Genomic DNA, 14,276 nt, shown 5'->3' with positions numbered 1-14,276 from the left:
AATGGCTTACGCATTAATCACCGGTGCCAGCAAAGGCATAGGCAAAGCAATTGCAACAGAACTGGCTTTGCGCAAAATTGATTTGTTGCTGGTGGCGCGATCTGCCGAAGATTTAAAGGTTTTGGCAGATGAACTGGGCAAAAAACATGGCATAAAAACAGCATTTCTGCCGATTGATTTATCCGCAGAAAACGCCGCACAACAGGTTTTTGACTGGTGTTTGAAGGAAAACTTCAGCATAAATATTTTGGTAAACAATGCCGGTTATGGTTTAAGCGGAAATTTTGACAAGTATAAGCTGGAAGAAAACCTAAACATGCTGCAGTTGAACATGCTGGTTCCGGTGGCGTTGACACAGCTGTTTTTAGCGCAATTAAAAACCCAGCCTAAGGCTTATATTTTAAACACGGCAAGTTCCGCAGCCTACCAATCGGTTCCGGGTTTGGCTTTGTATGCGGCATCCAAATCGTTTTTGTTGAGCTTTAGCCGCGGTTTGCATCAGGAGTTAAAAAAAACAAACGTTTCTGTTACCTGCCTTTCGCCCGGTGCAACTGATACTGATTTTGTAGTGCGGGCGCAACTTGGCCCGAAAGGCTTAAAAGCCGCCAGTCAGGTAAACATGACGCCGGAAGCCGTTGCCAAGATTGCCGTAAAAGCCATGTTCCGGGGCAAAGCAGAAGTGATTGCCGGTGCCGTTAACAAACTTAGTGTTTTTGCGGCCTGGCTGCTGCCAAAGGGTTTTATAGAACGTACGGCCATGAAAATTTATCAGTAATCAGGTTTAGCTTTTCGGTTGTGGATTTTCGATTATCAACTCCTTTTTCAATTTCCATTTGATTGATAATATTTTTCGGACTTCCAGACTTTTACTACTTCCTGATATTCGCCATGCTTCTTTTATCATACTTTTTTCGGGAAACAAGTTTTGGGTTGATGCGTTCCTTCTGAAACATAATTTAAAAACGTAATTTTATGAATCAGCACGAAAACGATACTTTAAATCATCAAACGGACGGTTTAAATAAAACACCAGATCAAAATAAAGTAGTTTGGGAAGGCGGAACCTATAGCAATGAGCAAACCACGGAGCGCGACGTAGCGCATAACGATAATTCGGCCAATGCCAGTGCCGGCAACCGATCAATGACACCAACTAAAAACCCTGAAAACAGTTCGGGTGAAAACAGCAGTTTTGATCGTGATGACGATGAGGATTTTGATGATACCGTTGGCGAAGACAACTTAAACAATGAAGATGGTTTTAATGCTAACAGTGATGACCCAACCGAACGTGAACTGACCAAAACCTGGATGGGCAACGAAAAATCGGTACATGATGTAGAAGCAAAAAGTTTGGAAGGCGAACCGATGGGCGGCCAGAATTTCGGCACTTCAGAACTGGAGCAAAAAAACAATCGCGACGCCAGCAGTCATGAGCATCATAGTTTAGGTTTAGGAAGTTCGGCTTTGAACCAGCCAAGCGAAGAAATTTCTAACCCGCCGGAAATAGAACAAGGCGGCGAACATCCGGACCGTAAAAAAACCTACGATTAGATTTGTCTTTGTACATATCCACCAAAAAAGCAGTGCTAAAAATAGCATTGCTTTTTTGGTTTCAAAGCAAAATGCAACTTACTCCTCCCATTTGTCCAGCAACCTCCTGATCAGTACAATCTGACCGGTATGGTAACTCAAATGATCAATAATCAAGATTGCTTCGCGCAATAAATTTTGCCCTTCACCATGTGCAAAAGGTTTTAAAAGATCATTGTTTTCATCATTAATTAAGTTTGTAAATGCGTTAAGGCTTTTATTGATTTCTGCCAGCGAATATTCCCATTCCTGTTCGTTTGCAGGTGTGGTTTCTTCCGGCCAGTATTCTTTCGGCCAATCCAGTGGTTTATAATTTTTATGCTCCGAAAAATCCAGAATATCTTGCTGTGTAATCCGCAAATGTTCTACCAATTGCCAGATGGTGTAAGGTAAATGCGGCAGCTTGATGCTTGTGCTTTTAATATCTAATCCTTTTAAAGCTGTTTCCAGATCTGCGTGGGCATTGCTTTTTTGGAGAAGTTGGGCCAATTGTTGACGGATTAATTGATTATCGTGCATGATTTTACTTATTTGTGATTACACATTCCTATACTTTAACCCAAAACCCTTTTACAGGAATATTACCTGCTGATTTATTCAAACTTTATCTCAAGCTGCAGGCAAATTGTAACTTTCATCAGTAAGGGTCCGTTTAGATATATCAGAAGTATAAATACAATAATGCATAAGTTTTTATATAATATTTATGTTTTAAAAGTTTGTTTAAATTTTATTCCGTTTATTTTATATGCTTCTTTTATCCTATAAAAAACCGAAATATCCATGATTATTTTATCGGCCTAAAATTAAAAAGCAAGATTTATAGGCATAAAAGAAGCACGATGTTTTTTTTCGACAAAAGTTTAAACAAGCTATAAACTTTGCAGCAATTAAATTATAACCCTTATTGTTAAAAAGCCTTTTTCACTCAAAACAACTCCAATGGCTTCGCAATAAACTTTGGTCTCCTCACCTTCAAACCCAGTTCTTGATTCAACCGCTCAATAAAGTAATCTACCATTTTAGGTTCAAGCAGATTTTGCTGCAAATGCACAAATAAATACACGGATTGTAAACCTTGCTGTTGCCAGTTTTTGATGCGTTCTATCCAAACGTCAGCGCGTTTATAAGTCAGTTCCGGCAATTCGTGGCTTCCTACAAAACGGATAAAAGCCGATGGGACCGTTAAATGCATGTGCGCCACATCGCGCCTGCCGGCAACGTCCGTAATCACGGCACCGATGTTTAAGCTGCGGAACAGGGCAAAAACTTTTTCCTTCGCCTGCTGATCTGAAAACCAGCGTTCGTGCCGCAACTCTACAAAAACCGGCATGTCTTTAGGTAATTGTTGCAGATATTTTTCCAGTTCTGCAAAACGTTCCGGCCCGAAATAATCGCTTAACTGCAGAAAAAGCGGACCTGATTTTTCACCAAAAGCCCGGATGTTTTCGTAAAAAACCTTCGTTAAATCTTGTGTGCCATACAAGGTTTGCGCATGGCTGATCTGTTTCGGAAACTTCGGACAAAATAAGAAATCAGGGTTTGCGGCTGCTCTTTCCTTCCATTTGGTCAGTGTTTCTGCCGGGTAAATCTGATAAAAGGTAGCGTTCAGTTCCATCAAATTAAACTGCCGTGCATACGCTTCCCAAAACTTGCTTTCTTTGGTCCCTTCGGGATAAACCTCGCCCACCCAATCTTTTGTGCCCCAGCCTACACAGCCAACATGTACTTTTAATGGCTGCGGATGCAGGTTTTGCTGCAAAGTAGTTGTGTTAAAAACCGGTTCGGCAGGCAAACTAAAATCTGTTGCAGCGGCTTGGTGCAACTCAAGTTTTCCAAATTCCATAATTCAAAATAAACGAATGCTTCTTTTACCGGGTAAATTTTGGGATAAATTTCTCTTTTCTTTAATGTGGTTCGGAGTGAGGTCAAACATCACAAATATTGCTGCATATCCACAGAACTTCTGCAAATCGCCACGGATTTTTTTAAATTGTTATCAACTGTTAAAAATTCCTGTTGAGCAATTTATGATACTTCTTTTATGCCTGTAAATTTTGTTTTTGTAATTATTATCGATAAAAAACCTCGTAAAAAAACCACCAGATTTTAGGTGATAAAAGAAGCATTTACAGAATTAATAACTGAAACAAATGCTTCTTTTATCGGCTTAATTTCCTAATTCCGACATAAATTTAATCCGCATCAACTGTAGTTCTTCATGCGTATAATCATCCGGGCCCAACTCTTTTAATGCATCTTCCAGAGAATCGGCTTCGGCAGAACGGAAATAATCAAACACTTCTTCCTGCCGGTCTTCGTCAATCACATCATCAATATAATAACTTAAATTGAGTTTGGTGCCCGAGTTGACAATGGATTCAATTTCCCGCAAAATATCTTCGTAAGATAAACCTTTGGAGGAAGCAATGTCTTCCAGCGCAATATGCCGGTCGATATTTTGAATAATGGAAACTTTGATGGCAGATTTGTTGGCGGCAGATTTGATCACAAAATCAACCGGACGATCGATGTCGTTTTCTGTTACATATTTTTTGATCATTTCGATAAACGGCGCGCCAAATTTCAATGCTTTGCCAGAGCCAACGCCCGAAATTTGTTTCAGTTCATCCATACTGATCGGATAATGCAAACACATTTCTTCAAGGGACGGCTCTTGGAAAACCACAAACGGCGGTACGTTTTTTTGCCTGGCCACTTTTTTGCACAGATCTTTCAGCATTTGCAAAAGCTGTGTGTCCAGTACTGCAGAACCTTGCGGTGTATCATCTTCTCCATCATCGTCAGTGGTGCCCATTGGCCGGTTTAAAACCCATTTAAGTTCATAAGGATCTGTAAGATAAGCATTTCCGGCATCTGTCAGTTTTAGCAAACCATAGTAATCAATATCTTTTACCAGGAAATTGTTGAGCAAAGCCTGGCGCATCAAAGATTTCCACAGGTTTTCGCCTTCTTCAATCCCGGAGCCAAATTCGGGCAGTAAATGATGTTCGTAATTATGTATCTGCGGATTATCAACGCCCATCAGCACGCTGATGATGTGAAAATCATCAAACTTTTCGCCCAGCTTTACCACCAGGTTCAACGCTTTTTGCAATGGTGCTTCTACGCTGAAAAACTCTTTTTGTGCGCGGCAGTTGTCGCACATGTTGTGGCAATCTTTGGCGTCAAAGTTTTCTCCAAAATAATGCAGGATTTGCTTGCGGCGGCAAACGGCAGATTCTGCATAATCAATCACTTCTTTTAAAATCTGCGTACCGATTTCGCGCTCGGCAACGGGCTTGTCTTTCATAAACTTTTGCAGTTTATCAATGTCTTTTTCAGAATAAAAAGACAAACAAATCCCTTCGCCGCCATCCCGGCCTGCCCGGCCGGTTTCCTGATAATAACCTTCCATGCTTTTTGGCACATCATGATGAATTACGTAGCGCACATCGGGCTTATCAATGCCCATCCCGAAGGCAATCGTGGCCACAATCACGTCCACATCTTCCATCAAAAACTTGTCCTGCGTATCAGCCCGAACTTTTGGGTCCAAACCGGCGTGATAAGGCAAAGCTTTGATGCCGTTCAGGTTTAAGGCTTCGGCCACTTCTTCTACTTTTTTGCGGCTGAGGCAATAGATAATGCCTGATTTGCCCTGATGCTGCTTTACAAAACGGACGATTTCTTTCAAAACGTTCCGCTTTGCACGAACTTCATAGTATAAATTGGTGCGGTTGAAAGATGATTTATACAGCAAAGCATTGTTCATCTGCAGGTTTTTCTGGATGTCCTGCTGCACTTTTGGCGTTGCGGTTGCGGTTAAAGCGATAATCGGGATATTCTCGCCGATGTTGCTGATGACCTGACGGATTTTGCGGTATTCCGGACGGAAATCATGTCCCCATTCCGAGATGCAGTGCGCTTCGTCAACTGATACAAAAGATATTTTTATTAGCTGTAAAAATTCTATATTTTCCTGTTTCGTAAGCGATTCCGGGGCCACGTAAAGCAGTTTGGTTTTGCCTGAAATCACATCTTCTTTAACCCTGGCAATTTCTGTTTTGTTGAGGGAAGAATTGAGGAAGTGTGCAATGCTATCGGAACCGCCGAAGGATCGAAGCTGATCTACCTGGTTTTTCATCAGTGCGATGAGCGGGGAAATAACGATTGCAGTGCCTTCACTCATCAGCGCGGGCAGCTGGTAGCACATGGATTTGCCGCCGCCGGTTGGCATGATCACAAAAGTATCTTTATCTGCCAGTATGTTTTCTATGATTATTTCCTGATCACCTTTGAAATTGTTAAAACCGAAAAAGTTCTGTAAATTATCAAACAGCGATTGTTTTGTCTCTGTCATTATCTCCTTAAATATTATTTAATTATTAACTTTCAATTTAAAACCTTTTAATTGAAAGAAAAATCGTATGCGAATTTAACTTTTTGCCTGATAAAAACAGCACGCTGCATAAACTTCCTCTTAAAAAAGCAGGAATAATTTTGATTGCTGCGTACAAAAGGCTTTTGCACAAATCACTTGTAATTGATATATTTTTCACATCTTCACATCACAATATTGATCGTAACTAAACTCATATGAATCAAAATTATTATGCCATTATTATGGCAGGTGGCATCGGCAGCCGCTTCTGGCCCATCAGCAGGACTTCTTATCCCAAACAATTTATTGATATTTTAGGAACTGGTAAAACGCTGATACAGAGCACTTACAACAGGTTTTTAAAAATCTGCCCAAAAGAAAACATCTATGTAGTAACCAACGATAGTTATATTGAACTGGTAAAAACCCAACTGCCGGACATGGAATACAGCCAGATTTTGGGCGAACCCGTGATGCGCAACACGGCCCCGTGTGTGGCTTACGGCTGTTTCAAAATCTTGAGCAGTAACCCGGATGCCGTAATTACCGTGGCCCCTTCCGATCATTTGATTTTGGACGAGGCCGGTTTTGTGAGCACCATCAACCAATCTTTAGAAACGGCTCAAAAAAACCAGTGTTTGATTACGCTGGGGATTATGCCGTCCCGCCCGGACACCGGTTACGGCTACATCCAATACATGGAAGATGTGCTGGACAACGCTTTCCATAAAGTAAAAACTTTTACCGAAAAACCGACGCTGGAAATTGCGACCACTTTTATCCAAAGCGGTGATTTTTTGTGGAATGCGGGGATTTTTGTGTGGACGGCCAAAGCCATTACCGAAGCTTTTAAAAAGTATCTGCCCGATATGCACGAAATTTTTGATGAAGCCAATTCCGTTTACAACACCAGCGATGAAAAAGCTTATGTTTCGCGGGTTTATCAACAGTGCATCAATATTTCGATTGATTACGGCATCATGGAGAAAGCCGAAAATGTGTATGTGTTGCCTTCCGAATTTGGCTGGTCTGATCTGGGCACCTGGGCTTCTATTTATCAACTGGCCGAAAAAGACGGCGAAGGCAATGCAGCCATTCCTTCAGATAAAGTAATCCTTTATGAATCAAATAATTGTATGGTAAATGTGCCTGACGAAAAACTCGTGATTATCCAGGGATTGAATGATTATATTGTGGTGGAAGCCAACAATACGCTGCTGATTTGCCCGCGCAGCCAGGAGCAAAATGTTAAAAAAGTAGTGGCCGATGTGAAGCAGAAATTCGGGACGGTTTATATTTAGGAAAACTTTCAGCTGTAAGCATTCAGCCAAAAACACATTCAATATTTAGGTTGATAAAAGAAGCATTGCTTTTACTCCCTCTCCTTTGGAGAGGGCTGGGGTGAGGCTTTACTTCTTTTATAGACCTTTTTTTGCTGATCACTTAAAACAATAATACTGTTTTTACCACCTATTTTTCAGGCTGAAAGCTGATTGCTGACAGTTATCAGCTTTTCGCTGTCCGCTGCCTCACCGCTTCATACAAAATTACACCCGTAGATACCGAAACGTTCAAAGATTCAATCTTTCCAAACATCGGGATTTTGGCCAGATGATCGGCAATCCGGATCAGTTCATTCCCAATTCCGTCTTCTTCAGAACCCATAATAATGGCCGTTGGCACAGAATAATCCGGCTTGTAAATATCTTCGGAAGTTTTCTCGGTACAGCAAACCAGCTGCAAACCTGAAGCTTGTAAAAACTGCACCGTTTGCAGCAAATTTTGATGTCGGCAAACCGGAACCTGGTACAATGCGCCCGCGGAAGTTTTGATCGCATCTGCATTAATTTGTGCCGAACCTTTTGCCGGAATTATAATTGCCTGAACACCAGCACATTCTGCCGTCCGGGCAATGGCTCCCATGTTGCGCACATCGGTAATGCTGTCCAAAACTAAAACCAGCGGCACTTCGCCCCTTTCATAAATCTGCGGGATCAGGTCTTCAATTTTTTGGTAAGTAATTTCGGAGATCACCGCAATAATCCCCTGGTGGTTTTTTGGGGTGATGCGGTTCAGTTTTTCCACCGGAACCTGCTGTGCCATAACCTGGTATTCGGCCAATACTGTTTTTAGCTCCTGAAATAATTCTCCGCCCAAGCCGCGCTGCACATACAAAGCCTCAATTTCTTTGCCCGAACGGATAGCTTCCATCACAGCACGAATGCCAAAAACCATTTGGTTGCTTTCCTTTTTAAACTGCGGGCGGTGCTGCATCATTTTCTGTTATTTTGGCTGCGAAAGTAATTATAAATCTATCGTTAAGCAGAATTATGCCCGGATGCTTCTTTTATCAACCTAAATTTTACACCACAAAAAAGGTTATCAACATCGGCATAAAACATTGATTTACAATTCATAATAAAATCTACAAACGGGTTATCAACATTTATTGTGGACAAGTGGATGAAAAAAGCTAATGCTGAAATTATAATCCGCTCAATATCAGGATTGGAGGATTTTTGCCAACACATTGTTGATGAACGGAAAATGCAAACCGCTCAATTTTGTTTAATTTTGAATTCATGAGTTCAGAAAGCGAAAATTTTTCAGGCCGTTCAGGTACTTTTAACCCCGACAAACGTTCACGTTTTTCCACACCGCAATCTGGTGGCAATTTAGGAAAATTGCAGCCACAGGCCACGGATTTGGAGGAAGCGGTTTTGGGCGCGCTGATGCTGGAAAAAGATGCGCTTTCCTCTGTAATTGATGTGTTGAAACCGGAAGTTTTCTATCGCGACAGTCATCAGAAAATATTTTTGGCGATAAAAACACTATTTGAAAAAACTTCGCCGGTAGATATTTTAACCGTTACGGCACAATTGCGACAACAAGGTGATTTAGAGATGATTGGCGGCGCGTATTATATTACTGAGCTGACCAATCGTGTGGCTTCGGCGGCCAATATCGAGTTTCATTCGCGCATCATTATCCAGAAATTTCTCCAACGCGAACTGATCCGGATTTCTACGGAAGTGATCAGTCAGGCTTATGAAGACACGACCGATGTTTTAGACCTTTTGGACAAGGCCGAGAAAAACCTGTTCGATATTGCCCAAAACAACCTCCGCAGGGATTCGCGCAAAATGGACGACCTGATGCACGAAACGCTAAAGGAAATGGAGGCGTTGAAGAACAAAAAAGACGGCCTGACAGGCGTAGCTTCCGGTTTTACCGATCTGGACCGCATGACTTCCGGCTGGCAAAAATCCGACCTGGTGATTATTGCCGCCCGCCCGGCAATGGGAAAAACAGCTTTTGTGTTGAGCTGCGCGCGCAATGCCGCCGTTGATTTTAACAAACCGGTTGTGGTGTTTTCGCTGGAAATGTCATCAATCCAATTAGTTAACCGTTTGGTTTCCGGAGAGACACATATCGAACAGGAAAAAATACGAAAAGGCACGCTGGAAGAATGGGAATGGCAGCAAATCCACTCAAAAATCGGGCGTTTAGAACAAGCTCCGTTGATTATTGATGATACGCCGGCTTTGAATATTTTTGAGTTCAGGGCGAAATGTAGAAGGCTGAAATCGCAGCACGATATCCAAATGATCATCATCGATTATTTGCAATTGATGCAGGGAAAAGGCGAAGGCAAAGGCGGCGGAAACCGAGAACAGGAAATCGGCAGTATTTCCAGGGCATTAAAATCGGTTGCCAAAGAACTGAACGTGCCCGTGATTGCACTTTCGCAGTTAAGCCGCGCGGTAGAAAATCGTCCGGGCGGCTCAAAACGGCCAATGCTTTCGGATTTGCGGGAATCAGGTTCGATTGAGCAGGATGCGGATATGGTGCTGTTTTTGTACCGGCCGGAATATTATGGATTGGAGTTTGATGAAGACAATAACCCTACAGCTGGTGTTGGCGAGATAATTATTGCCAAACACCGTAATGGCGAAACCGGACGTGTGCGTTTAAAATTTGTCGGCAAATATGTAAAGTTTACCGATTTGGATGATAATTCAAGCGATTTTGCGCCAAGTGCTTCTGCCGGTTTAACGCCTTCCAAAGAATTTGAAAAACCGAATAACTTCATCATTCGCCCATCCCGGATGGATGATTTGGAAGATCCGCCCTTTTAAGAAGCTGTTTAGATTTTTATGTGCAGCGGTATCATGCTTCTTTTATCACCTAAAATCTTGCGGTTTCAATGGGTTTTTTCTACTGGCAACAATTACAAAAGCAAAATTTACGGGCATAAAAGAAGCACATCAACCATTCGACAGAAATTTAAACAGGCCCTAAATCAATCAGAAAAAAACACTCAGTAAAACGCCAAGCAAAATAACGAACGGTGTTTTTATAGGGGTAAAATTAAGCAGTAAAAAAGTACCGAACATCAATCCAAGTGCTTTGTAATCGGTTAAAAAAGGTTCGGCCAAAAACAAAAAAGCCGCTACCATAAACCCAACGGCAACGGCATTTATTCCGCTTAAAGAATTACGGATACGGCTTATCTTTTTCAGATCGTCCCAAAACGGAACGATGAACAGTATTAAAATCAAGCCCGGCAAGTTGATGCCCAAAATTGAAATAAAACTTCCCCAAATTTGTCCGCTGATGCCATAACCGCGGTTTCCCAACGTTAATCCGCCGATAAAAGAAGTAAAAGCGAATGTTGGCCCGGGCAAAACCTGCTGCAAAGCGTAGCCCGATAAAAATTCGGAATTGCTGAGGTAATGCTTCATCTCCACAAACTCTGTAAAAAGCAGCGGGACCAAAACCTGCCCTCCGCCAAAAATCAAAATACCGTTGCGGTAAAAGTTTTCAAACAAACGTACCGGCAAACTAAAGGGCGAAGTTTGATTGATGAGCGCACCCAATGCGGCAAAAAACAACAGGATTCCGATAAAATAAATCACTTTCCGCTGGTTGATATTGGCAAACAATTTTACCCGCAACGCGTCTTCATCCGCTTTGGCTTCAAAAGCTGAAGAAATGATGCCGCCCATCATAATTAAAATCGGAAAAGCATAGGCACTGCGCAAAATAAGTGTAACGGCCATGGCAGATAACCCCAGCAAAAAACTGAGTTCTGATTTTAAAAACTTTCGGCCAAAAATATAAGCGGCATAAGCTACCACGCCAACCGTAACCGGCTGGATATAATGGAAAGCGTGCGTAAACATGCCTTTTTCTACAAACATTTTGTAGCTGATAGCTGCCAGGCACATGATTAAGGCGGACGGGATTACCCAGATTAAAAACGTGAACAATGCCAGGCGCAAACCGCCCATTTTCCAGGCAATGCCTACCAAAGTTTGGGTTGATGACGGCCCCGGCAATACCTGCGAAAGGGCGTTCAGTTCCATCAGTTCTTCTTCGGAAATGTAACGCCGTTTTTCTACAAATTCGCGTAATAAATAAGCCAGATGCGCCTGCGGACCGCCAAAAGCAGTAAGCGTGTAAAAAAACACATCACGCAGGAACAAAAGTTTTCGCTTACTCAAAACGGCCGGTTTTAATCATCCTCGTATTCGTCTTTATAACCTATCAATTCGCGGTACACGCCCTGTAATTCGGCAAAAGCGTGCATGTCGTTTTTTTGCTGTGCAACGGCCATGCCTTTTTCATAGGTAAAAACAGCATCAGGTTTGCGGTTTAAAGCCTCGTACAGTTTTCCTAAATGATAATAAGTGCCCACATACGCCGGATGATTGTTCACCAGATCTTCATAAAACACCAAAGCTTTTTCGGTATCGTTTAAACGGAGATATTCGGTAGCAAGCGCGTATTTAAGAAATTCGTCTCCCGGCTCATCATTAAAAAACGCTAAAAGCTTGTCCAATCGGGTTTGCTGCATCTTAAACAGGGTATTTTTTATAATTTTGCAGAAATATTTCTGGCATGAACGTTTTGGTTTGCATCAGCGTAGTACCTGATACCACGGCAAAAATAACTTTTACGGATAACAACACGCAATTTAATAAAAACGGCGTGCAATTTATCCTTAATCCGTATGATGAAATTGCCCTTTCCCGGGCGATAGATTTGGGCGGAAAAGTAACGGTTATCCATGTAGGCGCAATTGCTTCGGAAGCAGTGATCCGTAAAGCTTTGGCAATTGGCGCAACTGATGCCGTCCGGATTGATGCGGAACCAGCCGATGCTTATTTTGTGGCTTATCAGCTAACGCAATTTATCAAAGCAAACCCTTTTGATTTGGTTTTGGCCGGGATGGAATCCATCGATTACAATGGCGCAAAAGTGGCGGCCATGCTGGGCGAAATGCTGGATTTACCGTCAGTTTCGGTAGCAAAAAAACTGGATATAGAAGGAAACACGGCTTTGATCGAACGTGAAATTGAAGGTGGAAAAGAAATACTGAGCATCCAGCTGCCGGTAATTATCGGCACGGCAGAAGGTGTGGCCGAGTGGAAAATACCGAATATGCGCGGCACAATGGCGGCCCGGACGAAACCTATCCAAGTTTTGAAGGCGGTTGCCCTGGATGATTTGGCCAAAATTATCGCTTTTGAAACACCGGAACCGCGCGGAAAAGTAAAATTGATTTCCGCAGAAAACACCGCCGGGTTAATCAACAGCCTGCACCAGGAAGCCAGAGTAATTTAAACTATAATCAGCAATACTGTTTTTATGCCAGTTTTAATTTATGCGGAAAATACGGAAGGCCGCTTTAAAAAAGCCGTTCTGGAAACCGTTTGTTACGCCAAAGCCCTTGCCGATCAGCTTAATACAGTCATAATCGCGTTATCAATCGGTGCGGTAGCTGCGGATGAACTGCAAAGCCTTGAAATTTATGGCATAAAAACAGTATGGAACGTTTCCGGTGATCAGCAGAAAAAGTTTGCTGACCAGGCTTATGCTTCCATTATTGCTGAGGTTGCCGAAAAGGAAAATGCAGATGTGATAATCCTCTCCAACTCTTTGTCTGGCAGAGGTTTAGCTGCCCGGATTGCCGTAAAGTTACAGGCCGGTCTGGCTGATGGCGCAACGGATTTGCCGGATACATCTAATGGAAAATTTGTTGTTAAAAAAACTGCTTTTTCCGGTCGTGCCACGGCCTTGGTGGAGCTGACTTCGGCCAGAAAAGTGATTTCCCTCAACCCAAATACTTTTAAACTAATTGAAAATAAGGTTACTGCGGAGGTTGCTGATTTTATACCGGTAAAAGAAGCATCGGATTTCAATATATTAGTGAAAGAGATTTTACGGTCAACCGAAAAAGTTTCGCTGCCGGATGCAGAGCGGATTGTTTCTGCCGGAAAAGGTTTAAAAGGACCTGAAAACTGGAAAATGATCGAAGAGCTGGCCGAAGCTTTGGATGCGGCCGTGGCTTGCACCAAACCGGTTTCTGATGCCGGCTGGCGGCCGCACGAAGAACACGTTGGGCAAACCGGCATTTCCGTTAGCCCGGATTTGTATGTGGCCATCGGGATTTCCGGTGCCATTCAGCATTTGGCTGGCGTAAGTGCTTCTAAAGTGATCGTGGTGATCAACAAAGATCCGGAAGCACCGTTTTTTAAAGTGGCCGATTACGGCATTGTGGGCGATGCTTTCGAGATCGTGCCTAAATTAACCCAAGCTGTTAAAAATTATAAACTACTGGCAACGAGCTAATTATACTATTTGTGATGGGCAATAACATGCAAAAAATAAAACTGGATATTGTGGGCTTATCGTACAGCCAAACGCAATCTGGTGCGTATGCGTTGGTTTTAGGCGAAATCAGCGGCCGCAGGCGTTTGCCAATCGTTATCGGTAGTTTTGAAGCGCAGGCAATTGCCATCGAGATTGAAAAAATGACGCCCAGCCGTCCGCTCACGCATGATCTGTTCAAAACTTTCGCGCAGGCATTTCACATCACCATTCAGGAAGTGATTATTTACAACCTGATCGATGGGATTTTTTATGCCAAACTGATTTGTTCAGACGGTAAAAAGACCATGGAAATTGATGCCCGTACCTCGGATGGCATTGCGATGGCGGTGCGCTTTAACTGCCCGATTTTTACGTATGAATTTATTCTTTCTTCTGCCGGGATTGTGATTGAAGGCAACGATTTCGTATATCTCGAAAACATCAACGCTGATCCGCAGGATGAAAAAAACATTGCCGCCGTGGCCAAAGGTTATACTTCTTTTAGCCTGGAAGAACTGGAAACAAAACTAAAGGAAGCACTGGCCGAAGAATCTTACGAAAAAGCTGCCAAAATCCGGGATGAACTGACCCGCCGGAAATCCTCCTGATATTTGTCCACATTTTCTGTAATTTCCGATCT

At 42.6% G+C, this 14,276-nt stretch carries 13 protein-coding genes; 7 read left to right on the top strand and 6 right to left on the bottom strand.

Annotated features, from left to right (window positions below):
• The first annotated feature begins 1 nt into the window (after position 1).
• Positions 2 to 775 carry an SDR family NAD(P)-dependent oxidoreductase gene (locus ACOFKR_RS05120; protein ID WP_419802945.1) on the top strand — a complete coding sequence of 258 codons (774 nt, stop codon included), beginning with the start codon at positions 2 to 4 and terminating at the stop codon, positions 773 to 775.
• A 197-nt stretch (positions 776 to 972) separates the two neighbouring features.
• Positions 973 to 1,554 carry a hypothetical protein gene (locus ACOFKR_RS05115; protein WP_419802944.1) on the top strand — a complete coding sequence of 194 codons (582 nt, stop codon included), beginning with the start codon at positions 973 to 975 and terminating at the stop codon, positions 1,552 to 1,554.
• A gap of 78 nt (positions 1,555 to 1,632) precedes the next feature.
• Here the strand turns inward: ACOFKR_RS05115 and ACOFKR_RS05110 are convergent, their stop codons facing one another.
• The 3 genes from ACOFKR_RS05110 to recQ form a co-directional block, all read right to left on the bottom strand.
• Positions 1,633 to 2,112 carry a DinB family protein gene (locus tag ACOFKR_RS05110; protein WP_419802943.1) on the bottom strand — a complete coding sequence of 160 codons (480 nt, stop codon included), beginning with the start codon at positions 2,110 to 2,112 and terminating at the stop codon, positions 1,633 to 1,635.
• 409 nt (positions 2,113 to 2,521) lie between these two features.
• Positions 2,522 to 3,439: a DUF72 domain-containing protein gene (locus ACOFKR_RS05105; protein WP_419802942.1), complete on the bottom strand. Its 918-nt coding sequence runs from the start codon at positions 3,437 to 3,439 to the stop codon at positions 2,522 to 2,524.
• A 324-nt stretch (positions 3,440 to 3,763) separates the two neighbouring features.
• Complete coding sequence (gene recQ / locus ACOFKR_RS05100) at positions 3,764 to 5,956, bottom strand: DNA helicase RecQ (protein WP_419802941.1); 2,193 nt, start codon at positions 5,954 to 5,956, stop codon at positions 3,764 to 3,766.
• A 236-nt stretch (positions 5,957 to 6,192) separates the two neighbouring features.
• Between recQ and ACOFKR_RS05095 the strand changes: the two genes are divergently transcribed.
• Positions 6,193 to 7,278: a mannose-1-phosphate guanylyltransferase gene (locus ACOFKR_RS05095; RefSeq protein ID WP_419802940.1), complete on the top strand. Its 1,086-nt coding sequence runs from the start codon at positions 6,193 to 6,195 to the stop codon at positions 7,276 to 7,278.
• Between the two features lie 205 nt (positions 7,279 to 7,483).
• On the opposite strand, the gene rlmB is transcribed toward ACOFKR_RS05095, so the two are convergent.
• A complete protein-coding gene (gene rlmB, locus ACOFKR_RS05090; RefSeq protein ID WP_419802939.1) occupies positions 7,484 to 8,254 on the bottom strand; it encodes a 23S rRNA (guanosine(2251)-2'-O)-methyltransferase RlmB in 771 nt (256 codons plus the stop codon).
• A gap of 305 nt (positions 8,255 to 8,559) precedes the next feature.
• On the opposite strand from rlmB, the gene dnaB reads away from it, so the two are divergent.
• Positions 8,560 to 10,116, top strand: coding sequence for a replicative DNA helicase (dnaB, locus tag ACOFKR_RS05085; protein WP_419802938.1), 1,557 nt, complete (start codon positions 8,560 to 8,562; stop codon positions 10,114 to 10,116).
• 168 nt (positions 10,117 to 10,284) lie between these two features.
• On the opposite strand, the gene chrA is transcribed toward dnaB, so the two are convergent.
• Both chrA and ACOFKR_RS05075 read right to left on the bottom strand, forming a co-directional pair.
• Complete coding sequence (gene chrA / locus ACOFKR_RS05080) at positions 10,285 to 11,484, bottom strand: chromate efflux transporter (protein ID WP_419802937.1); 1,200 nt, start codon at positions 11,482 to 11,484, stop codon at positions 10,285 to 10,287.
• An 11-nt stretch (positions 11,485 to 11,495) separates the two neighbouring features.
• Positions 11,496 to 11,837, bottom strand: a complete 342-nt coding sequence (locus tag ACOFKR_RS05075) for a tetratricopeptide repeat protein (RefSeq protein WP_419802936.1) — start codon at positions 11,835 to 11,837, stop codon at positions 11,496 to 11,498.
• Between the two features lie 44 nt (positions 11,838 to 11,881).
• Between ACOFKR_RS05075 and ACOFKR_RS05070 the strand changes: the two genes are divergently transcribed.
• The 3 genes from ACOFKR_RS05070 to ACOFKR_RS05060 are packed head-to-tail and all read left to right on the top strand — an operon-like array spanning position 11,882 to position 14,244.
• Positions 11,882 to 12,607 (top strand): electron transfer flavoprotein subunit beta/FixA family protein, encoded by a 726-nt coding sequence (locus ACOFKR_RS05070; protein WP_419802935.1) that lies wholly within the window; start codon positions 11,882 to 11,884, stop codon positions 12,605 to 12,607.
• Positions 12,608 to 12,631: 24 nt separating this feature from the next.
• Entirely contained in the window at positions 12,632 to 13,615 is a 984-nt protein-coding gene (locus ACOFKR_RS05065; RefSeq protein WP_419802934.1) for an electron transfer flavoprotein subunit alpha/FixB family protein, read from the top strand.
• Between the two features lie 26 nt (positions 13,616 to 13,641).
• Complete coding sequence (locus tag ACOFKR_RS05060; protein WP_419802933.1) at positions 13,642 to 14,244, top strand: bifunctional nuclease domain-containing protein; 603 nt, start codon at positions 13,642 to 13,644, stop codon at positions 14,242 to 14,244.
• Positions 14,245 to 14,276: the final 32 nt, after the last annotated feature.

This window comes from Mucilaginibacter sp. (genome assembly GCF_965201005.1).
GTDB lineage: Bacteria > Bacteroidota > Bacteroidia > Sphingobacteriales > Sphingobacteriaceae > Mucilaginibacter_A.
This window is presented reverse-complemented; position numbering and strand designations above follow the sequence as displayed.